The organism is Arthrobacter sp. MMS24-S77, assembly GCF_054888235.1.
On the sequence record NZ_JBTZRN010000001.1, the window covers coordinates 2,247,795 to 2,266,533 of the forward strand.

Annotated in this window: 20 protein-coding genes and 1 pseudogene; 10 read left to right on the forward strand and 11 right to left on the reverse strand. The window is 63.9% G+C overall.

The annotated features are described in order from the left end of the window. Window positions 1–77: 77 nt before the first annotated feature. Window positions 78–983 (reverse strand): LysR family transcriptional regulator, encoded by a 906-nt coding sequence (locus ACX5I4_RS10255; RefSeq protein ID WP_461836560.1) that lies wholly within the window; start codon window positions 981–983, stop codon window positions 78–80. Window positions 984–1,239: 256 nt separating this feature from the next. Here ACX5I4_RS10255 and ACX5I4_RS10260 point away from each other — a divergent pair, with 256 nt between their 5' ends. After that, window positions 1,240–2,217: a YeiH family protein gene (locus ACX5I4_RS10260; protein WP_461838691.1), complete on the forward strand. Its 978-nt coding sequence runs from the start codon at window positions 1,240–1,242 to the stop codon at window positions 2,215–2,217. 76 nt (window positions 2,218–2,293) lie between these two features. On the opposite strand, the gene ACX5I4_RS10265 is transcribed toward ACX5I4_RS10260, so the two are convergent. The 6 genes from ACX5I4_RS10265 to arfB form a co-directional block, all read right to left on the reverse strand. Continuing rightward, window positions 2,294–3,367 carry a DNA polymerase IV gene (locus tag ACX5I4_RS10265; RefSeq protein WP_461836561.1) on the reverse strand — a complete coding sequence of 358 codons (1,074 nt, stop codon included), beginning with the start codon at window positions 3,365–3,367 and terminating at the stop codon, window positions 2,294–2,296. Window positions 3,368–3,458: 91 nt separating this feature from the next. Beyond that, on the reverse strand, window positions 3,459–4,085 hold the full coding sequence (locus tag ACX5I4_RS10270) for a dihydrofolate reductase family protein (protein WP_461836562.1): 627 nt from the start codon (window positions 4,083–4,085) through the stop codon (window positions 3,459–3,461). Between the two features lie 44 nt (window positions 4,086–4,129). Continuing rightward, window positions 4,130–4,477 carry a DUF6510 family protein gene (locus ACX5I4_RS10275; protein WP_461836563.1) on the reverse strand — a complete coding sequence of 116 codons (348 nt, stop codon included), beginning with the start codon at window positions 4,475–4,477 and terminating at the stop codon, window positions 4,130–4,132. After that, window positions 4,474–5,211, reverse strand: coding sequence for a ferredoxin reductase (locus ACX5I4_RS10280; protein ID WP_461836564.1), 738 nt, complete (start codon window positions 5,209–5,211; stop codon window positions 4,474–4,476). The genes ACX5I4_RS10275 and ACX5I4_RS10280 overlap by 4 nt, the downstream gene beginning before the upstream one ends. Window positions 5,212–5,221: 10 nt before the next feature. Further along, complete coding sequence (locus ACX5I4_RS10285) at window positions 5,222–5,815, reverse strand: sulfite oxidase-like oxidoreductase (RefSeq protein ID WP_461838692.1); 594 nt, start codon at window positions 5,813–5,815, stop codon at window positions 5,222–5,224. Window positions 5,816–5,939: 124 nt separating this feature from the next. Beyond that, window positions 5,940–6,362 carry an alternative ribosome rescue aminoacyl-tRNA hydrolase ArfB gene (arfB, locus tag ACX5I4_RS10290; RefSeq protein WP_461836565.1) on the reverse strand — a complete coding sequence of 141 codons (423 nt, stop codon included), beginning with the start codon at window positions 6,360–6,362 and terminating at the stop codon, window positions 5,940–5,942. Window positions 6,363–6,476: 114 nt separating this feature from the next. Between arfB and ACX5I4_RS10295 the strand changes: the two genes are divergently transcribed. From ACX5I4_RS10295 to ACX5I4_RS10315, 5 genes and pseudogenes are all read left to right on the forward strand, one after another. Further along, entirely contained in the window at window positions 6,477–6,851 is a 375-nt protein-coding gene (locus ACX5I4_RS10295) for a hypothetical protein (RefSeq protein ID WP_461836566.1), read from the forward strand. 206 nt (window positions 6,852–7,057) lie between these two features. Continuing rightward, on the forward strand, window positions 7,058–7,930 hold the full coding sequence (locus ACX5I4_RS10300) for an NAD-dependent epimerase/dehydratase family protein (RefSeq protein WP_461836567.1): 873 nt from the start codon (window positions 7,058–7,060) through the stop codon (window positions 7,928–7,930). An 8-nt stretch (window positions 7,931–7,938) separates the two neighbouring features. Beyond that, window positions 7,939–8,970, forward strand: coding sequence for an aldo/keto reductase (locus tag ACX5I4_RS10305; protein WP_461836568.1), 1,032 nt, complete (start codon window positions 7,939–7,941; stop codon window positions 8,968–8,970). 78 nt (window positions 8,971–9,048) lie between these two features. Then, window positions 9,049–9,693 (forward strand): hypothetical protein, encoded by a 645-nt coding sequence (locus ACX5I4_RS10310; RefSeq protein WP_461836569.1) that lies wholly within the window; start codon window positions 9,049–9,051, stop codon window positions 9,691–9,693. Window positions 9,694–9,811: 118 nt separating this feature from the next. Continuing rightward, window positions 9,812–10,368, forward strand: a pseudogene (locus ACX5I4_RS10315) (DUF1326 domain-containing protein). 86 nt (window positions 10,369–10,454) lie between these two features. Here the strand turns inward: ACX5I4_RS10315 and ACX5I4_RS10320 are convergent. Further along, window positions 10,455–11,597, reverse strand: coding sequence for an ABC transporter substrate-binding protein (locus ACX5I4_RS10320; RefSeq protein ID WP_461836570.1), 1,143 nt, complete (start codon window positions 11,595–11,597; stop codon window positions 10,455–10,457). A 430-nt stretch (window positions 11,598–12,027) separates the two neighbouring features. Here ACX5I4_RS10320 and ACX5I4_RS10325 point away from each other — a divergent pair, with 430 nt between their 5' ends. The 4 genes from ACX5I4_RS10325 (at window position 12,028) to ACX5I4_RS10340 (ending at window position 15,844) form a co-directional block, all read left to right on the forward strand. Further along, on the forward strand, window positions 12,028–12,225 hold the full coding sequence (locus tag ACX5I4_RS10325; protein WP_461836571.1) for a hypothetical protein: 198 nt from the start codon (window positions 12,028–12,030) through the stop codon (window positions 12,223–12,225). 224 nt (window positions 12,226–12,449) lie between these two features. Then, the gene (locus ACX5I4_RS10330; protein WP_461836572.1) at window positions 12,450–13,913 is read left to right on the forward strand and encodes an MFS transporter; all 1,464 of its coding nucleotides are present in this window, start codon (window positions 12,450–12,452) and stop codon (window positions 13,911–13,913) included. Next, window positions 13,897–15,123 carry a metal-dependent hydrolase family protein gene (locus ACX5I4_RS10335; protein WP_461836573.1) on the forward strand — a complete coding sequence of 409 codons (1,227 nt, stop codon included), beginning with the start codon at window positions 13,897–13,899 and terminating at the stop codon, window positions 15,121–15,123. Before ACX5I4_RS10330 ends, ACX5I4_RS10335 begins: the two co-directional genes overlap by 17 nt. 85 nt (window positions 15,124–15,208) lie before the next feature. Next, window positions 15,209–15,844: a dihydrofolate reductase family protein gene (locus ACX5I4_RS10340; RefSeq protein WP_461836574.1), complete on the forward strand. Its 636-nt coding sequence runs from the start codon at window positions 15,209–15,211 to the stop codon at window positions 15,842–15,844. 34 nt (window positions 15,845–15,878) lie between these two features. Here ACX5I4_RS10340 and ACX5I4_RS10345 read toward each other — a convergent pair whose 3' ends face one another. From ACX5I4_RS10345 to ACX5I4_RS10355, 3 genes are all read right to left on the reverse strand, one after another. Further along, window positions 15,879–16,466 (reverse strand): HhH-GPD-type base excision DNA repair protein, encoded by a 588-nt coding sequence (locus tag ACX5I4_RS10345; RefSeq protein WP_461836575.1) that lies wholly within the window; start codon window positions 16,464–16,466, stop codon window positions 15,879–15,881. Window positions 16,467–16,577: 111 nt separating this feature from the next. Next, window positions 16,578–16,994 carry a hypothetical protein gene (locus ACX5I4_RS10350; RefSeq protein ID WP_461836576.1) on the reverse strand — a complete coding sequence of 139 codons (417 nt, stop codon included), beginning with the start codon at window positions 16,992–16,994 and terminating at the stop codon, window positions 16,578–16,580. Window positions 16,995–17,162: 168 nt separating this feature from the next. Then, window positions 17,163–18,671 (reverse strand): APC family permease, encoded by a 1,509-nt coding sequence (locus ACX5I4_RS10355; protein WP_461836577.1) that lies wholly within the window; start codon window positions 18,669–18,671, stop codon window positions 17,163–17,165. Between the last annotated feature and the right edge of the window lie 68 nt (window positions 18,672–18,739).

Genomic DNA, 18,739 nt, shown 5'->3' on the forward strand with positions numbered 1-18,739 from the left:
TCGTCCGGGAAGCTTGGTTCCCAGAGATCCTATCGCTGCGGCGCCCCTCTTCCTCTGCCGGGCGTTGGTCGTGAAGTCTAGTTTTGGGATGTTCTCGGGCTACGAACAAGCCGCACGAGCTCTGCTTCCGGACCTGATAGTTGGCGGGGTCCGTCCCACACCGCGCGCAACGCCCGATGGAGGACAAGATCCTGGACTGGGATGATCTTCATTTCTCCGGCTTTTACCTGGTCTGCCACTGCAAGGGTGCTCATCACTGAAGGACCCATGCCGGCTAAAACGCTTGTACGGATAGCGGCCGCGCTGCCAAGTTCGAGCAAGGGAGCCGCACGCGGGTACTCGGCCAGTGCAAGGTCAAGCGTGATGCGGGTGCCCGACCCCGGTTCACGGACAAGCAAGGATGTTGATGCTAGTTCGGCAATGGAGATCGGCTCCCGTCGCCGGGTCCATGGGTGTTTGGGATGAACTACGACGACCAGTTCGTCGCGGGCCACGGTGAGGCTGTGCAAGGTCCGGGGGATGGTTGGAGATTCAACGAAGCCTATATCGCAGGCTCCGCTGCTCACATCCTCGAAAACCTGCGCGGAATTATGGACAAGCAGGTGTATCCGTACTTCAGGGTGCAGCCTTCCGAATGTGCCAAGCCAACTGGGCACCAGGTGTTCGGCGACGGTCATGCTGGCAGCTACCGTCAGTTCGGTCCGTCTCTCCGCGCGCAGGGAATCGGTAGCCTCCAGCATCTGCCGTGCTTCGGCGAGGATTCTTCGCGCCCAATGGGCCACGACCGTGCCTTGGGGGGTGAGCGTGGAACCCGTTGGACTGCGCTGCAGCAGGGTCATGCCCAGCTGGCGCTCCATCACTCTGATGGATCGGCTCGCGTTGGGTTGAGCCAGGCCCACCCGCCGGCTGGCAGCGCTGAGGCTTCCGTAATCGTCCACTCCAACCACGAGTTCCAGTACGGTCAGATCCGGCCACTTTGCCATGCGCCAAGCATATAACAATGAGAAATGTGTTGCGATTTTGATATACCCACATGTAAAGAAGACGGCTATCTCGAGACCATATTCCGGCCGACAATTAGGAGATGAGCAGCCAGGAGATCCAGCGAGGGCCTGGCGCATGCCGGCTCCGGGAGGATCGCAGACAAGCATGAGACAAGACGTTGCCACACCGGCAAAAGACGGACGGCAGGATGCGCTGCCTCCCCGAGGCTTGCGGAACAAGCGGTTGCCCGGACTGATGGCGGCGGCGGCCGCCGTCGCCGTCGCCTGGCTGATCCATTCGACCGTCCCGGTGATGCCCTTTTTGACAGCGTCAGTAATGCTGGGAATTCTTTCTGCAAATCTCCCCGGGATCAGCACCGCCGTAGAGGGAGTCCTGCAGCCCGGGCTGGTGCTTTCCGCCAGGAGGTTCATGCGGCTGGGAATCATTCTGTTGGGTCTCAAACTCAGCCTGGTCGATGTAGGTGCGCTGGGCTGGAAGACGCTGGCGATCGTGGTTGGTATTGTCCTGCTGACCTTTTTGGGAACGCTGGTCCTGGGCAAGGCACTCAAACTTCCGGGCGATCAGCCCCTGCTTCTCGCAACGGGATTCTCCATCTGCGGCGCCTCCGCCATCGGGGCCATGAGTGGAGTCACCAAAACGGATCACCGCGATACCGTTGTTCCAATCGCCCTTGTGACCCTGTGCGGAACGCTGGCGATCGCGGCCCTTCCCGCGCTCAAGGGACCCCTTGGCCTGGACACTGTCCAGTTCGGCTACTGGGTAGGAGCCAGCGTCCACGATGTGGGGCAGGTTGTGGCAACGGCGCAGACGGCGGGTGCTGCTTCCCTTGCCGTCGCGCTCATCATCAAGCTCACCCGCGTGCTGATGCTTGCGCCGATGGTCACCGGAGCCGCGCTGGTGGCACGCTTCCGCCGCCGTCGGACGGCAAACGGCGCTGAGGATACCGCCATCAAGCTCCCTCCGGTGATCCCGCTCTTCGTGGCCGGGTTCATGGCGATGATCGTTTTGCGGACGCTGGGGATCCTGCCGCCGGTTGTCCTCGAAGTTGCTGGCACGGTCCAGGACCTCCTGCTTGCCGCAGCCCTGTACGGGCTTGGAACCTCAGTTCAGGTCCGGTCCCTGCTCCAGACCAGTGGCAGGGCCATCATCGCAGCGATGCTCTCTTGGGGTCTCATCGCAGCGCTGGCATTTGTCGGCGTGCACTTCATCTAGGTGCTCTACGAGCCCACTGAGTAGCACGGATTCCCCATTCGGCCATTGCCGAGCGCCCCAACGTCACCCGACGCCGTCACCAACCGCCACGCGTGGGCGTATGTCCCGTCCGTGCATCGTCCGGCATAGCCATTTCGGCCCGCAGCCCCAGGAGCCGTATCGGACGGCCCGCTTCAATTCCCGCTGCGAGGTCCAAGGCCCGCGCGAGGATTTCGCTCCGGTCGAAAGTCTCGGGAATCTTTCTCGCATGGGTGGTGGTGAAGAACGGCGCGTACCGAACCTTGAGGGTCAGCCCAACCACGGGCCGTCCTTCGGCCACAACATCCTCAAGGACACGCGCTGTCAGCTCCTTCACGGCGTCGTGTATTTGGGCGGGGACGATCAGGTCCTGCTGGAAGGTGGTTTCCCGGCTATGCCCGCGGGAAACCCACGGGGTGTCGTCCACAACGCTGGCGCCGTCCCCGCGTCCGAGCTGCGCGTACCAAGGGCCCATCCTAGGGCCGAACTCGGGCACCAGGTCCTGGGGGTCGGACGCGGCCAGCTCGGCGACTGTATTGATGCCGAGTTTGGCCAGCCGGCCCGATACTTTGGCCCCGACGCCCCACAGGTCCTTGGTGGGCCGACTGCCCATGACGTCGAGCCAGTTCCCGGCAGTGAGACGGAAGACGCCGGCCGGCTTGCCGAAACCGGTGGCCACCTTGGCCCGGACCAAGGTGTCGCCGATGCCCACGCTGCAATGCAGCTGTGTTCGCTCCAGGACAGCGGCCTGTATCTGCCGGGCGTAGGCTTCCGGATTCTCTGTCTCGGTGCCTATAAAGGCTTCATCCCAACCCAGCACTTGAACGGTGGCGCCGGGCTGCTCGCGCAGGGTAGCCATCACCGTTTCAGACGCCGCGAGGTAGGCCTCCTGATCGACGGGGAGGATCACGGCGTCGGGCACTTTCCGGGCCGCAATCCGCAAAGGCATGCCGGAACCGACGCCGAACGCCCTGGCTTCGTAGGATGCGGTCGATACCACGGCCCGTTCCGTGGGGTCGCCCCGGCCGCCGACAATGATCGGCTTGCCCGCAAGCTCCGGCCGCCGGAGCACTTCGACCGCCGCGATGAACTGGTCGAGATCGACGTGTAGCACCCACCGGATTCCGCTCACGCCACCAGTCTGCCTTAAACATCCCTGCCAAGCATCGGTTCTCCGCCGAGCTTGGCAGGCTCAGCCAACCTCCTGTCCGTGGCCGCAGCTGTCATGTCTCCGCGCGTTCCGCCTCCATGTCAATACCCGTCACCACGTCGCCCGCCCGCTCATAGACGAGCCAGATCGCGCCCTTCGGGAAGGCCCGCGGCGGCTGGGCGACCGTGAAAGCGGCGGGAACCGTCCCGTCGCGGAAGATCCGCTTGCCCCTGCCGAACGTCACCGGGTACAGCCAGAGATTCAGCCGGTCGACGAGGTCCTCGGTGAGGAGGGTCTGGAGGAGGCCACCGCTGCCGATGACGTGGGTTTCGTCGTAGCGTTCGCGGATCTCGCGGACCTCCGATCCGACGTCCGCCAGCACCGTCGTCCCCGCCCAAGCGGGGTCGGTCAGCGTGTGGGATGCGACATACTTCGGCACAGTGTTGAACCGGGCGGCGATTGGGTCGTCGGCCGGGGCAGTGGGCCAGAAACCGGCGAAGATGTCGTAGGTCTTCCGGCCGAGGAGAAGCGCGTCGAGGCGTTCGATGCCCGCTCCGATCGCTTCGCCCGACTCCTTGTCGAAGTATGGCCCCTGCCAGCCGCCGAACTCGAAGCCGCCCTCGCGATCTTCGTCCGGCCCGCCGGGTGCCTGGTATACCCCGTCAAGGGTACTGAACAAGTCGACGACGATGATTCCCATGATGTGCTCCCTTGCATGAACGACAAGCGGATACCGTTTTTTGGCTAGCCTTCGCGGTCGATCTGCAGATAGCTGAGTCCGCTCACGTCGAGCCAGTATTGGGTGGGAGTCTCTACGAGGCGCAGCAGCACGCCCTCGCAGGAAGCGCAGCGGACAACGATTCCCGGTGCGTCAACGTACACCATCGTCTCCCCGAAGACGCGGACCGCGCCGCAGTGCTTGCATCGACCGATCGCTGCGACGATATCGAAGCGGAACAGTTCCCATAGCGGTCCTGCCACCGCGTTTCCGTCCAGATGGGGTACCGCGTTGCCTGCGATTCCAGCGATGTCCTGGTCCTCGAAGCCTGGATCTCCAGCACCTGGAGAACCGGAGCCGTTGTTGCCACTCACCGGGTTCCTCCTGTTCCGCCGAAGCGCTCGGTCTTGATCGAGGCGGTGGGATATCCCGCCTGTACGAGCCATTCCGCGACCGTTTCCACAAAGACCGTCTGGCCGCAGATGAAAATGTCCGGGGCGGGATCAGTCGGCAAGATGTTGGCCAGCAGGGTTTCGGCCGTGAGCCGTTGCGGAGCAGCCGGCCAGCCATCTGGCGTCTTGCGTGTGTAGACGTAGTCGATGATCAGCTTGCGGGATTCCTGCCCCAAGGCTTGGAGTTCTTCCCGATAGAACCCGGCTTCGGGTGACTTGAGTGAATAGAGCAGCCGGAACTGCGCCGGATTTTCCGATGCATGATGGGCGCGGATCATGGACATGAGCGGCACGATGCCTGATCCTCCGGCAATCAGCTGGACGGGGTTTGTATCCATCGGATTCCAGACGAACCAGCCACCCACGGGACCACGGATCTCCAGCTGGTCACCGACCGCCAGCTCCCTGACCAGATAGGGGGAGACCTCTCCGTTGGCCAATTCGTCAACGGTGATTTCCAGGGTTTCGTCCATGCCTGCCTTGGCCACCGAGTATGAGCGCACAGCCGTGTACCCGTCGTCGGCAGTGAGGCGGACATCGATGTGCTGGCCGGGGAGGTTGCCGTTCAGGCCGTCCACCCGGAGCCCTATGGTTCTGGCCGTTTCGGTTTCGGGGATGCCGCTGACGACGTCGGCAACGCGCCACTGCGTGCTCATCTGGCGCGCCTCATGAGTAGCGCTCCTCCCGCCACGGGTCGCCGTGGATGTGGTAGCCGTTGGTCTCCCAGAAACCAGGATCATCATCCTGCATCAACTCGATGCCGTTGATCCACTTTGCACTTTTCCAAAAGTAGAGGTGCGGCACGAGGAGGCGGGCAGGTCCGCCGTGTGCGCGTTCAAGCGGCTCACCGTCGAATTCCCAGGCTACCCATGCGCGGCCGCCAAGGAGGTCCTGGAGGGGGAGGTTGGTCGTGTATCCGCCGTAGGAGCGGGCCATCGTGAACTCGCAGCCGGTTTCCACATTTTCAAACAGAGTATCCAGGGACACACCCCGCCACGTGGTGCCGAGCTTGGACCAGCTGGTCACGCAATGGATATCCGTATGGATGTCCATCTGGGGCAATGCCATGAAGGTATCCCAGGACCATGCATGGCGCTGTCCGGCCTCGGTGGTGATGAAGAATTCCCAGTCCTCGGTGTGGATTCGAGGCGCAGGGCCGGCGGTGAGGACTGGAAAGCCTTCGGTTTCATATTGGCCAGGTGGCAATGCCGGATTGCCGGTCTGTCGTCTTCCGTGAAATCCAGACGAGATGATGCCCATCATGTACCTCCGATGCGGAGCGTCGGGCCGAAAGTGCTCGGTTCCCCAACGATAGGGCAATCGCCGGTGCGGGGTCTAGATGAACCCCGGCCCCTATCCCGGCGGCGGCGAGCGATGGGAGGCGCTACTCGGCGGACGGCCGCCTTCGTTGCAGTTTCGTCGCCGCCCGCTGTTCCTTCGCAACCCGGTGCCGGCGTTTCGAGCTCCGGGTGGGTTTGGTGGCCCGGCGGCGAGCAGCATCGGGAGCAAGCCCCTCCGTCACGAGGTCGGCGAGCTTGGCCAGGGCAATCTCGCGATTGCGCAGCTGGGAGCGCCGCGCGGAGGCGGTCACGGTGATCACCCCGGCAATGAGACGTGGTCCGAGACGTGTGACCAGCATCAGCCGTTGGTCATCCGAGAGCACAGCGGAGTCGGCGACATTCCATGTGAGTTCGACCCGGCTGTCCGAGGTGTTGACGTGTTGCCCACCCGGCCCGGACGAACGCGAGAACCGCCAGCCGAGTTCCGACGCAGGAATCGTGAGCACGGGCGATACTTCAAGGTCCATGCACTTAGCGTTGCACGATATGGGCGGCATCGAAGCCGCTATCCCCGCGCGATCAAATGTGGTCCCATCAACCGAACCCATCATGGGCTACTTCATTTCGAGGCGACTCCGGAGTTGCTGCGGGTAATCCTCGATCTCGAAGGTGTTGTCCATGAATGCAGGGTACGCCCGGACGACCGCCACTTCGAGGTCGGGGTCGCCAGCGCCGCAAGAGGAGGAGACTATGACGGTGAGCTGCTGTGCTCCTCAGGAGCAGGGTTTGCCTTCGCTGATGAAAGGGTCGAGATGAGCTACAAATATCGAACTGTACGGGTTCGCGGCACCGACTTGATTGGGACCATTGCGCGCAAACACGGGAGCGCGCCCGAGATCTACGAGACCTCAAAGGATGCGAACACTTCAGTAGTTCCAGTGTTCTTCCAGGCAACGGGCGAGATCCGCTTCTTTGACAGGTCCATGCTGGAGGACGTAGTGACGCCAACTGGTTAGCAGTGGCGGCGCATCCTCGGAACGGGTGTCTGGCTTTCCTAGGACTGGCAGGGCCACGCGCCAGAGCCGGACCCGGCTCTACTGTGGATTCGACAAAGCCGACCCCCATCAGGGCCGGCCCCCATCAGGCTTGCCAAGATGCGTGGCCGGGCTGGCCTTTGCGGGGAGTCCGGTCGGAATCGCCGAGCCATACCGAGGGAGAAACGATGAGAATTGCAGTGACCGGTGGAAGCGGAAAGCTGGGCAGGCACGTGGTGCGCCGACTCACGGAGGACGGGCACCAGGTGTTGAACCTGGACCGTGCGGGTACGAGAAACCCTGGCCTGGCGATCGTGGACTTGCGTGACTACGGTCAGGTGTTGGACGTGTTTTTGGGGCTGGATGACCGGCACAGTGGTTTCGACGCCGTTGTGCATCTGGGCGCCATTCCGGCGCCCGGCATCGTCCCCGATGCCGCGACGTTTGAGAACAATATGCTCTCTACGTACAACGTGTTCCAGGCGGCCCGCCGGGCCGGCATTAAGAAGGTTGTCTACGCCTCCAGTGAGACGGTACTGGGCCTGCCGTTCGACGTCGACCCTCCCTATATCCCGGTGGATGAGGAATACCCGGCCCGGCCGGAGAGCACGTACTCGCTGGTGAAGCATCTGGAGGAACAGATGGCCATCGAGTTGACGCGCTGGGACCCTGAGCTCAGCATCGTGGGGCTGCGGTTCTCGAATGTCATGGACGTGGAAGATTACGAACGATTTCCGTCGTTCGACTCCAACGCCATGCTTCGCAAGTGGAACCTGTGGGGGTACATCGACGGGCGGGACGGTGCGCAGGCCGTGGCTCGTGCCCTTGAATACGGCAAGCCGGGGTTCGAAGCGTTCATCATTGCCAACGCGGACACGGTCATGGGCCGGTCCAGTGCCAGCCTGGCCGCGGAGGTGTTCCCCGACGTGAAGGTGGTCAAGGAACTGGGCGAGCACGAGACCATGCTCTCCATCGATAAAGCCAGGCGGCTGCTGGGCTTCGAGCCCGAACACACATGGCGCACCTACCATCCGAACCGCACAACCCCAACCGAGGATTGAGGAACATCATGGAATATCGCACTTTGGGCAACAGCGGCGCCGTGGTTTCGAACTACGCCCTGGGAACCATGACGTTCGGGGCCGAGGCCACCGAGGAAACGTCACACGCCATCCTGGACAGCTACGTTGCGGCGGGCGGCAACTTCATCGATACCGCCGATGTTTACAGCTCCGGGGTATCAGAGGAAATCATCGGCCGCTGGCTGGCCGAACGGCCAGATGCGCGGGACCGCGTGGTGCTGGCCACCAAGGGCCGCTTTCCCATGGGTGCGGCCCCAAACGACGTCGGGACCTCCCGCCGCCACCTCACCCGCGCGTTGGATGATTCGTTGCGGCGCCTGGGCGTGGAACAGATTGACCTCTACCAAATGCACGCCTGGGACCCCATCACACCCCTGGAGGAGACGCTGCGCTTCCTGCACGACTCCGTCAGTTCCGGCAAGATCGCCTACTACGGTTTTTCCAACTTCCTGGGGTGGCAGTTGACCAAAGCCGTCCACCTGGCCAAGGCCTTTGGCTGGAGCGCACCGGTGACCCTGCAACCGCAGTACAGCCTGCTGGTCCGTGAGATCGAATCGGAGATTGTTGCGGCTTCGCTGGATGCGGGCATTGGGCTGCTGCCGTGGTCGCCCTTGGGTGGCGGCTGGCTCTCCGGTAAGTACAAGCGTGACGAGCCGCCCGTCGGTGCCACCCGCCTGGGTGAAAACCCGGAACGCGGCATGGAGGCATGGCAAGCCCGCAACGACGACCCCCGCACCTGGGATGTCATCGGGACGGTGGAAAAGATCGCCGCGGATCATGGCGTGAGTGCTTCCCAGGTTGCGCTGGCCTGGTTGGCGGACCGGCCTGCCGTGACGTCCGTGATCCTCGGCGCCCGCACCACGGAGCAGTTGGCCGACAATCTGGCCGCGGCAGACCTGGAACTCAGCCCCGAGGAAACCGGGCGGCTCACCGAGGCCAGCCAGCCCCGTGTGGGCGTCTATCCATACGGCCCGATGGCCCAGAATCAGCGCAGCCGGAAGATCGAGGGCGGCCGGTAACGCCGGGCGCCAGGTCTTGGCCGCCGAATATGCCGAAGTCGATTGCTGACGAGGCAGGACAGGCGTTGAATGTGGCTTATGGTCGACTGGGTTCTACTCTCCAACCTCGGCACCGCCCTCGGCACGACGGTGCTCGCCATCGCAACGTTCATTTCCACGAGGTCGGCCAACCGCTCGGCGCGGCTGGCCGAGCGCGCCCTGCTGAATGGTCTGCGGCCGATCCTGCTGCCCTCCAACTGGTCGGACGCCCCGCAAAAGGTGCGGTTCATGGAAGGCAAGTGGATGGTGGTGCACGGCGCCCATGCCGCCCTGGAAATCGCCGCCGACGCCGTGTACCTGTTGATGTCCGTTCGCAACGCCGGTGCAGGGGTGGCAGTTTTGCACGGCTGGCACCTGCCTCCGGACGCCAGGGCTCCGCTATCACGGGTCGAGGAGTTCCACCGGCTGACCCGCGACATCTACGTGCCGGCCAACGACGCCGGATTCTGCCAGGTCGCGATCCGGGACCCGGAGTCGGCCGACTACCGCAACGCAACCGCGGGAGCGGCCGGCGACGGCTTCACTGTCGACGTGCTCTACGGAGACGCCGAAGGCTCGCAGCGCGTTGTCTCCCGCTTTTTCATTACGCCGGGACCTGCCGGCCTTGGCCACGAAGATGAGGCCGAATGGCTGCTGATGGTCTCGCGCCACTGGAACCTCGACCTGCCGGCGCCGCGCGGCTGAGTCCGTTGACTCTGCTCAGCGCCACGAGGAGACTTTCCTTTGGGGGTTGCCTCGTCGAAAGGAGCCCCAAATGCCGTGGCATGTCGAGGGTACGTATTTTGAGAATTGCAACTGCGACATGGTGTGCCCGTGCACGACCTCCGGGCAGACCGCACCTGCCGACAACGAACGCTGCAACGTGGCATTGGCCTTCCACGTGGATTCCGGTGACGTAAACGGCGTCGACGTCGGAGGCCTGACGGTCTGCGTTGTAGCGGATACACCCGCCCTGATGAGTGGCGGGGGTGGAAGCTCGGAGTTCTCATGGATGCCGCGGCCTCAGCTGAGCAGGCCGAAGCGCTCGGTGCAGTCTTCGGTGGCCAGCTCGGCGGACCAATGGAGGGCCTCGTCCCCTTGATCGGTGAAATGGCGGGAATAGAGTCGATGGAAATGTCCTACTCCGACGATGGGCGTAGGCACCAGGTCCGGATTGGCAGCGCCGTCGACATGGCGGTCGAGGACTTTGTGTCTCCTTTCGATCCGACAGGACTAGGGGTGAAAGTCAGCGGGGTCGGATTCCCGGCTGACACTCTGGCGGCCGGCACTTCCAGCACCGCCCGCGTCGACGTGTTCGGGATGACTTGGGATAACGCTGGGAAGAACTCTTTCTCGGCCCCCTTTGCCTGGTCGGCCTAGGCGGCTACGGATGCGGACAAAGGTGCCCTGGCCTTACGGCCCGGGCACCTTTGTCTTGTCTGTCCTTGCGGTTCAATCCAGTCAGTTCAGTCCTGGCCGAGGCCGGCTGCTGAGACCTTTTGTCCGCTGAGGCTGTTGAGGGTGCGGAGGTCGAAGATGCCGTTGATGTCGGCCGGTTTGGTGATGCCGGCGTCGACGCCGTCCTGGAGGAGTTTCTTGTAGGTTCCGGCGAGCGGGTCCACGGTGAAGGTGATGTTCTTCAGTGAGCGGTCGATCACGTCGGCCGGGAGGGTGCTGCCTGCGGCCGCCTTCAGTGCGGTGTTGATGGCGGTGGCCTTGTCGGCGGCCGAGGCGGAGTTGAGCCAATCCACGGAGGCCTTGTTGCCCTTGAGCAACGCGGTGACGGTCTCGGGGTGCTCGGCGGCGAACTTCTTGCTCACGATCAGGATCGTGGTGGGGAACTGGCCTTTCTCCCAGAGGTCCTTTTCGTCGACCAGGACCTTGGCGCCGGCCTGGAGGACCAGGCGAGAGGCCCAGGGCTCGGGCAGCCACGCGCCGTCGAGCTTTCCGTCCTGGAAGAGCTTGAGGGTCTGGGCGTTCTCGGTGGGGTTGATGGCGACGTCGCCGCCGCCGTTCGGGTTGGTCTTCAGGCCCTGCTTGCCCAGCCAGGCGCGCAGTGCCACGTCCTGGGTGCCGCCGAGCTGCGGTGAGGCCAGGGTCTTGCCCTTGAGGTCCGCCGCGGTGTTGATGCCGGGCTTGACCACCAGCTGGGCACCGCCGGAGGCTGCGCCGGCGATGATGTTGATGGATGCGCCCTTGCTCTGGACGAAGGAGTTGATGGCCGGGTTCGGGCCAAGGTAAGCGGCGTCGATCGCGCCGGCGTTCAGGGCCTCGATGGCGGCCGGTCCGGCGTTGAAGATCTGGGTGCTCAGCTTCGTGCTGCCCAGCTCATTCGCGATGAGGCCCTTGCTGACGCCCACCAGGGCCGGGGCGTGGGTGACGTTGCCGAAGTAGCCCAGCCGCAGCTCCGTAGCGGGCGTCGTCGTTGCCGCCGCCACGGCAGGCTGGCTTTCGTTGTTCTTCGTGACGACCGATGCGACGGCGGCGCCGGCGCCGATCAGCAGGACGAGTCCGACGGCGATGCCGATCTTCAGCGTGCGGCGGCTCTTGGGCTTGCTGCTCTCGCCGGCGACGATGCGCGTGGTCGAGTTGTCATGGGGTGATGACACGGAGGTATTCCTTTGGGGGAGGGTGCAGGCCTGGGCAGTGCTCCAGTCCTGGGAACGGAGAATTGTTGGGGGTGATGAGGATGCGCCGGGTTCCGGTCAATGTCGGCGGACAGGCCTGGATTCCGGGACGGTGATGCCTCATGCGGGGACTGCTGCCCGGGCGTTGGAGCCCGTGCATGGAATGAGATTACGGACGCCGGAGGGTGGCGACAACGGCCCGTGACACCCGCGGTAATTGGGCGACGCGCGGGTTAATTTAGCGACGTCCGTGTTCATACGAAGACAAAAACCTTCATCTGATGATTCGCCGCCGGGGCGGGGGCCATTGACGCATGGTACATGACATGTAACATTGTACTGAGATGGTGATGTGGGTCACGAATTTGAAGTGCCAATTACCTGGGGACATCGCTGATATGAAGGAGCAGTGATGGTGGCCCTGAAGTGGTTGCGCACGGTTATCCGGCACGCGTGCGGGTTGCGATCCAGGGCAGGCGTCAGTCGCATTTCCACTTCGACCCCGGATGGGCAGCTTCTGGCCCGACGACTCGACGCTGATGACTCATACTGGTGGATCCTCGGGGGCGGCATCCATGTGCCGGGCTACGGCCCCGAAGGGGAGGGGTAGCAAAGAACGGAAGGGCTTCCCGCGCGGCCGGGAAGTCCCCTTCGGCGCGCCACTGAAGCCGCGCCCAGGCGTGCGCGCGTTGATCTCGCAACCTCACCCTAAATGCGTTTGGCATGCCAAAGCTAGGAATATTGCCGAAAAGTGATGACAAAGATCACATTTGATGGGATTCTGTATACCAAATCGCCTTGAGCGATGCCTCCCTCAAACAGAAAGGCATAGTGATGACACCCACGCGATCACTCCTGGAACGCATGGACGGCATGCGGGTCGGCAGGCCGCATCTGCAGCTTGCTCTCATCGGGGGCCTCGGACTGCTCTTCGACGGCATGGACGGCTCGCTCGTTTCGTACGTGCTGCCGATCATCAAGCCGCTCTGGCATCTGGATGGCGCCCAGGCCGGACTCATTGGCAGCTCACTTCTCATTGGCATCTTCATCGGTTCGATCGGCGCCGGAGTCCTCGGCGACCGGATCGGCCGCCGGCGCATCATGATGTACGCCCTTGCTCTCTACGCGGTGGCCACAATCGTGGCCGCATTCTCCCCGAGTTGGGAGTTCTTCTTCATTTTGCGAATCATCGCCGGCATCGGTATTGGCGCCGAATCGGCCATCATCCCGACCTTCATCGCGGAGTTTATCCCCAAGCACCGCCGCGGCTTCTTCGTCGGCGCCGTCGCCGGGTTCTTTGCGCTTGGCTACGTGAGCGCCGCCCTCATCGGCACCACGGTTGTTGCGGGACTTCCTGAGGGCTGGCGAATCGGCCAGCTGATCACGGCTGCGCCCGTCGTGATGCTGCTCTGGTGGCGGCGTGTGCTGCCCGAGTCACCAAGGTGGCTGCTGACCCGTGGCCGCCACACCGAAGCGGAAGATGTGATTCGTGGCCTGGAGGAAGGACGACTGGTCAGGGCATGGCACGGGCCCCAGGCCGCTGCGGGAACCACGGCGCCGAAAGCCCCGCCCCTGTTCCAGCACGCTGATCTGTGGCGGCACGGGAATGCTCGCCGCACCGCGGTGATCTGGCTCCTCTGGCTAGCGGTCACGTTCTCCTTCTATGGCTTCTTCGTCTGGATTCCCTCGCTCCTTGTGACCAAGGGAATGACGATCACCGGCAGCTTTACCTACTCCCTCATCATCACGGTCGCGCAGATTCCGGGCTACTACAGCGCGGCGTTCCTCAACGAGAGACTCAGCCGGCGCGTCACGATCGCGCTCTATCTCGTAGGGGGCGCGGGCGCGGCGTTCCTCCTCTCCCAGGCGTCGAACGAAGGCGCCGTCCTCCTCACGGGCTCGCTCCTTTCGTTCTTCATGAATGGCTGCTATGCGGGCCTCTACGCCTACACGCCGGAGGTCTACGGGACCAAGCTGCGGGCAACCGGCATGGGCAGTGCCTCTGCCTTCGGGCGCATCGGCGGCATCACCGCGCCGATCCTCATCGGTGCCGCCTTCCCGGCGCTGGGCTTCGGGGGCGTGTTCACGATGATCATGGCCGTCCTGGGCAGCGCCGCGCTCGTCGTCCTTGTCTTCGGAGTCTCGACGAGCGGGCGCTCCCTCGAGGAGATCGACGGCGGATCGGCAGGCGCCCCGGGAGGAGAAACGGGGCCCGACGGCGGCATCCAGCCCACCGCGGCAGGCATGCGTGCCGCTGTGCGTGGCAGTGAGGAAGGCAGCCATGGCAGTTCGCACTGACCCCGGACACTCCCGGACCGCCGTCGTCGTCCTTCGTCGGGCGCACATCCTCGACGTCGCGAGCGGGGAACTCAGCGCCCCGCGAACCATTGTTTCCCGGGACGGCATCATCACCGAGATCTCAGCCTCGACCCGCACGGTGGCGGATGCCGTCGAAATAGACGTGGAAGGCCAGACTGTCCTCCCGGGACTCATCGACGCCCACGCCCACGTCACGCAGGCGTCGGGGGACTTCAACGAGATTCTGTCCTGGTCGCCGCAATATCATGCGGCCCGCACCTCCCGCGTCCTGCACGAGATGCTCCTGCGCGGCTTCACCCTTGTCCGGGACATGGGCGGGGCGGACGCCGGGCTGGCCCGCGCCGTCGACGAGCGGCTCGTGACCGGCCCCCGCCTCAAGGCTGGTGGCCCGATCTTCGCCCCGACCGGAGGGCACGTCCTCACGAAGGTCTGCGACGGCGAAGTCGAGCTTCGCCGGGCACTCCGGGCCGAGTTTCGTGACGGTGTCGACCACGCTAAGCTCACCCTCTCTGGCGGCGTCGTGTCGAAGATGCGCCTCGAGGCACTCGGCTTCTCTGACGCGGAGGTCCTCGCTGCCGTCGATGAGGCCCGCCTCGCCCACCGGTACATCGCCGCGCACGTCTATACGGCCGAGGCCGTGGCACGAGCGCTGCGTCTCGGCGTCCGCACGATCGAACACGGCAACCTGCTCGACGACGAGTGCATCGGGCTCTTCTTCGAGCGGGACGCCTTCTACGTTCCGACGCTCGCCACATACTGGGCAATCCTTACCGAGGTGACGGGCCACGGGCTCGACGCCACCAAGAGGGCTGTCGTGGAGGACATATTCGAGCGAGGCCTCGAATCGCTCGCCAAGGCTTCGGCAGCGGGCGTCCGGATCGGCTACGGAACGGATCTTCACGGTGAGGGCCTACAGTTCCAACTCGAAGAGTTCCGGCTACGCGCGCGGGTCCAGGAGCCGCTCGACGTTCTCCGCTCGGCTACCGTCGTGGGCGCCGAGATCGTCGGGGAAGTAGGCCGCGCCGGCGTCGTGGCTGAGGGAGCGTTCGCCGACCTGATCGTCGTCGAGGGAGATCCACTGGCCGACATCGGCGTGATGGCCGATGGGCGCTCGCTTCGGCTCGTGCTTGCCGACGGCGATCCCGTGCGCCCCGGGTCTACAAGTCAACTCGGCCCCTTGAACGTCTGATCGCCCCGGGGTTAGCATTGCCGACGGGAACCGCCTGTCCCTGGGGCCCAGCGGGCACAGACGTCGATCAATCGAGGAGACGGCCATGGGTGAGACAACTGCGGAAGCGTCATCATCGCAGCTGATGGTCGACCTGATCATATCCCTGGACGGGTATGCCTCGGCTGAGGGATGGCCCGGCTGGTGGGGCCTGCAGGGGCCGGAATACCTGGCGTGGCTCGGGCAGGAGGGGGAGAAGGGCTATACCTTCCTTCTCGGGGCGAACACGTACCGGCTGATGTCCGGGATGTCAGAGGAGGCCGCGGCCGAGGACTCTGGATTCTCCGGTGATGAGGGGGCTACCCTGACCGGCCTTGCTGCCGTGCCGAAGGTCGTTTTCTCCTCCACCTTGCAGGCGCCCCTGACATGGCCGAACTCAGAGCTGGTTACGGGGGACGCGGTCGAGGCCGTGACGGAGATGAAACGGGCCGGGAACCGGCCCTTGAGCACCCTCGGGAGCCTGAGCCTCTGCCGGTCGCTGCTGAGCGCCGGCCTCGTGGACAGGTTCCGGGTGGTCGTCTTCCCGGTGATCACAGGCAGCACCGGGCGGGAGCGGATCTACGACGGTTATCCGGACGTCTCACTCGAGATGGTGGACAGCAGGACCTTCGACGGTCGGATCCAGCTGCTCGAGTACGTCCCCACGGTGCTCAGCGGTCCGCCGGGCGGCGGCCCGGCGTGAGTCAATCCGTGGGGAGCCCGCCGTGATCCCGGGCCTATCTGCGCCCAGACGCCTTCGCGGCTTTGATGGCAGCCTTGGCAGCCTGCTTGCTCGCGCGCACTTTTCTCAGCGACTCCGGGTCCACGATGTCGGCGACAGAAAGAAATGCGCTCTCCTGGCCATAAGGGGCGGCAGCCTCGCGCCAGCCTTCTGCCCGGAGTCCGCACTGCTTGCCGAGCAGCGCCAGGAAGATCTTTGCTTTTTGCTCTCCGAAGCCGGGCAATCCCTTCAGCCTGCGGAGCACTTCCTGCCCGTCCGGGTCGTCCCGGGTCCAGATGGCAGTTGCGTCCCCGTTCCAATCGCGTAGGACGGTCGCGGCGAGGTCCTGGACTCGGCCGGCCATCGAGCCGGGGAAGCGGTGGACGGACGGATGCTCCTTGAACATCTCGACGAAGCCTGCCGGGTCATATTCAGCGATGGCGGCAGGGGCCACGGTCCCGATGCGCGTCCTGATCTTTTGGGGTCCGGAAAACGCAGACTCCATGGTCACTTGTTGGTCAAGCAGCATGCCGATGAGAAGTGCGAACCCGTCATCGCTGAGTAGTTGGTCGGCTGCGGCGTCGCCGGTGATGTGCAGTTCCATGCGCCCATCCTCCCACCTGCTCCGTTCCAGGTCATGACGGGCACTACGTCCGATTCGATTCCGACGCGCTCGGGCGCGTTCTGGCGCGTTCTGTCATTCGTAATCACTGGGTCAGTCCTGCCCGTCGAACAGGCGCTTCAGGCAGTCGGCGTAGTTGGTCATCGTGTCTGCGAAATTGAGGAGCTGGAAGCGGCCGTAGGCGGTGGTCCCTGTCCTTTCGGTGTCTGCTTCGTCGGCGCGGCAGAGGAGTGGCTCGCAACTGGTTCCCTGCACGGTGAGCGTTGCGATTCCCCAAGGGTGGCTGGGTTCGGTGACCGCGATGCCCGCAGCGTCGAAGGTGTCTCGGAGGACGTATCTGGTGACGGTCCTCCATGACTGGAGAAACGGTGGCCGCAGCTGTTCAATGAGCTCGTCGTCCTTGCTGTCGTAAGCACGCCGCAGATTGGTAGATAGCTCGTCCCACTCTTGGGCGTCGCGGACCATGAGATGTCCGGCGCGTAGACGGGCAATAGTTTCGTTCAACGTCATGGTCAGTCCCCAAACTTCCGCTACTTGTCCCCGCCGACGAGGCAGGTCATCATGCGATGAGAACGGACAGGACCCCGGGATGATTCCCGCGTGTGGGCGGCTGGCGGGGCATGCCTGCGAACCAACCGCGCAGCCGTGCCTTTCTTACGAATGATTTCCTCCAGAGCTTCAAAGACGACTTGCATTGTGAGTTGGCTCCTCGAGGTTTCCGGCGGGTTGCCCGGTCTCTTGCGGCAGCCTTTCGAGATCCCGGCCAAGGCCCGCGAAAATCTCCGGTTTGTTTTTACGAAGGTGCCGGGCCAGGAGCAGACCCCCGGCGATGGCAGCGACCAGCAGCAAGGGCAGCATGGTGATGGCAGGGGCATCCGAGCCGGCCAGAACCGAAAAGTTGGCGATGGCCAGGACCACGATGACACCCAGGCCCAAGAGACCAATGCCTGGCGCCACCAGTGTTGCCCACAGTCGCCGGTCCCGGGTTTTCCTGAAATGCACGACTATTGCGAGGGTGGCAAGGAGTTGAAGTGTGAGGATCCCCAGCGTGCCGAAACCAGTCATGCTTGGAATGAGTGAGGTGAGGGGTTCCAGGCCAAAGAGTGCGAACAGTCCGGCCACCACGATCCCCAGGGCGAACTGGGCTATCGAAGCGCGCTGGGGAACCCCGTTGGGACGGGTCCGGCTCAGCCGGGGAGTGAGGATTCGTGCGCGGCCGAGGGAGTAGATGTATCTGGTGGCGGAATTATGCAGGGCCATCAGTGCGGCGAAAAGGCTTAGGAGCAGCAGGACCATCATGAGCGTGGTGAGGCCCTCGCCGAGATAGTCGTTTGACAGGAAGAACACCAGATCGCCGGCGGCAAGGTGCTCGGTAGCGACAGCCTGGGTTTGGGCTGTTCCCAGCGCGCTCACGATCGCCCACGTTGTCACCGCTGCGAGCGCTCCGATGAAGCCTATGGCAGTGTACGTGGCCCTAGGAATGGTCCGGCGGGGGTTCTTGGCCTCCTCACTGAACAGGCCGGTGGCTTCTACTCCAACGAAGGCATTGGCGGCGAACAGGAAACCGATGCCTGCTCCGCCGGAGAACACGATGCCGGGGTTGAAGACATCAAGGGTGTAGCCGTTCCTGAGCAGTACGGCAATGTCGAAGATCACCAGAATGGAGACTTCCAGGATCAGGCCTACCCCAAGAACTTTGGCGCTGAAATCGATGCCCTGGCGGCTCAGCAGGAACGCGGCGGCGACGGCCACGAGGCTCCATATGAACCAGTGAACGTTGAGTCCGGTGAGCTGTGCGATCACGGTCTGCATGAAGAAGCCTATTGTTCCTATCGCCCCGGCTACAAAGCAGTTATAGCCCAGCATTGCTACCAGTGCTGCCACCAGCGCCGCTGGTTTGCCGAGACCCTTGAGGACGACGGCGTAGAATCCGCCCGCGCTGACAAGCAGCTTGGACATCTGGGCGTAGCCAACGCCGAAGAGCAGGAGTATTGCGGTAACGATGATGAATGAACCCACCATCCCGGCTCCATTGCCGAGTGCCAGGCCAAGGGCAGTGATGACGATGATCCCTGTCAGCGGGGCGACCGCCGCAAGGACGAGGAAGACGACGCCGAAAACGCCCAGGGAGTCTTTGGACAGTTTGTCCGGACCGGCAGGTAGGTGTTCCTGAAGTTGATTAGCCATGGGTAACTCTCTTCTTTGAGCTGGCCTTCTTCGCCTCGGCGCAGGGGCCAGGTATTACGGCTGGGGTA

Bases quoted from the DNA above. Each gene is read 5' to 3' on its own strand.
- ACX5I4_RS10255 (WP_461836560.1), bottom strand. From the start codon at position 983: ATGGCAAAGTGGCCGGATCTGACCGTACTGGAACTCGTGGTTGGAGTG.
- ACX5I4_RS10260 (WP_461838691.1), top strand. From the start codon at position 1,240: ATGGCGGCGGCGGCCGCCGTCGCCGTCGCCTGGCTGATCCATTCGACC.
- ACX5I4_RS10270 (WP_461836562.1), bottom strand. From the start codon at position 4,085: ATGGGAATCATCGTCGTCGACTTGTTCAGTACCCTTGACGGGGTATAC.
- ACX5I4_RS10280 (WP_461836564.1), bottom strand. From the start codon at position 5,211: ATGAGCACGCAGTGGCGCGTTGCCGACGTCGTCAGCGGCATCCCCGAA.
- ACX5I4_RS10285 (WP_461838692.1), bottom strand. From the start codon at position 5,815: ATGGGCATCATCTCGTCTGGATTTCACGGAAGACGACAGACCGGCAAT.
- arfB (WP_461836565.1), bottom strand. From the start codon at position 6,362: ATGGACCTTGAAGTATCGCCCGTGCTCACGATTCCTGCGTCGGAACTC.
- ACX5I4_RS10300 (WP_461836567.1), top strand. From the start codon at position 7,058: ATGAGAATTGCAGTGACCGGTGGAAGCGGAAAGCTGGGCAGGCACGTG.
- ACX5I4_RS10305 (WP_461836568.1), top strand. From the start codon at position 7,939: ATGGAATATCGCACTTTGGGCAACAGCGGCGCCGTGGTTTCGAACTAC.
- ACX5I4_RS10310 (WP_461836569.1), top strand. From the start codon at position 9,049: ATGGTCGACTGGGTTCTACTCTCCAACCTCGGCACCGCCCTCGGCACG.
- ACX5I4_RS10325 (WP_461836571.1), top strand. From the start codon at position 12,028: ATGGTGGCCCTGAAGTGGTTGCGCACGGTTATCCGGCACGCGTGCGGG.
- ACX5I4_RS10330 (WP_461836572.1), top strand. From the start codon at position 12,450: ATGACACCCACGCGATCACTCCTGGAACGCATGGACGGCATGCGGGTC.
- ACX5I4_RS10335 (WP_461836573.1), top strand. From the start codon at position 13,897: ATGGCAGTTCGCACTGACCCCGGACACTCCCGGACCGCCGTCGTCGTC.
- ACX5I4_RS10340 (WP_461836574.1), top strand. From the start codon at position 15,209: ATGGGTGAGACAACTGCGGAAGCGTCATCATCGCAGCTGATGGTCGAC.
- ACX5I4_RS10345 (WP_461836575.1), bottom strand. From the start codon at position 16,466: ATGGAACTGCACATCACCGGCGACGCCGCAGCCGACCAACTACTCAGC.
- ACX5I4_RS10350 (WP_461836576.1), bottom strand. From the start codon at position 16,994: ATGACGTTGAACGAAACTATTGCCCGTCTACGCGCCGGACATCTCATG.
- ACX5I4_RS10355 (WP_461836577.1), bottom strand. From the start codon at position 18,671: ATGGCTAATCAACTTCAGGAACACCTACCTGCCGGTCCGGACAAACTG.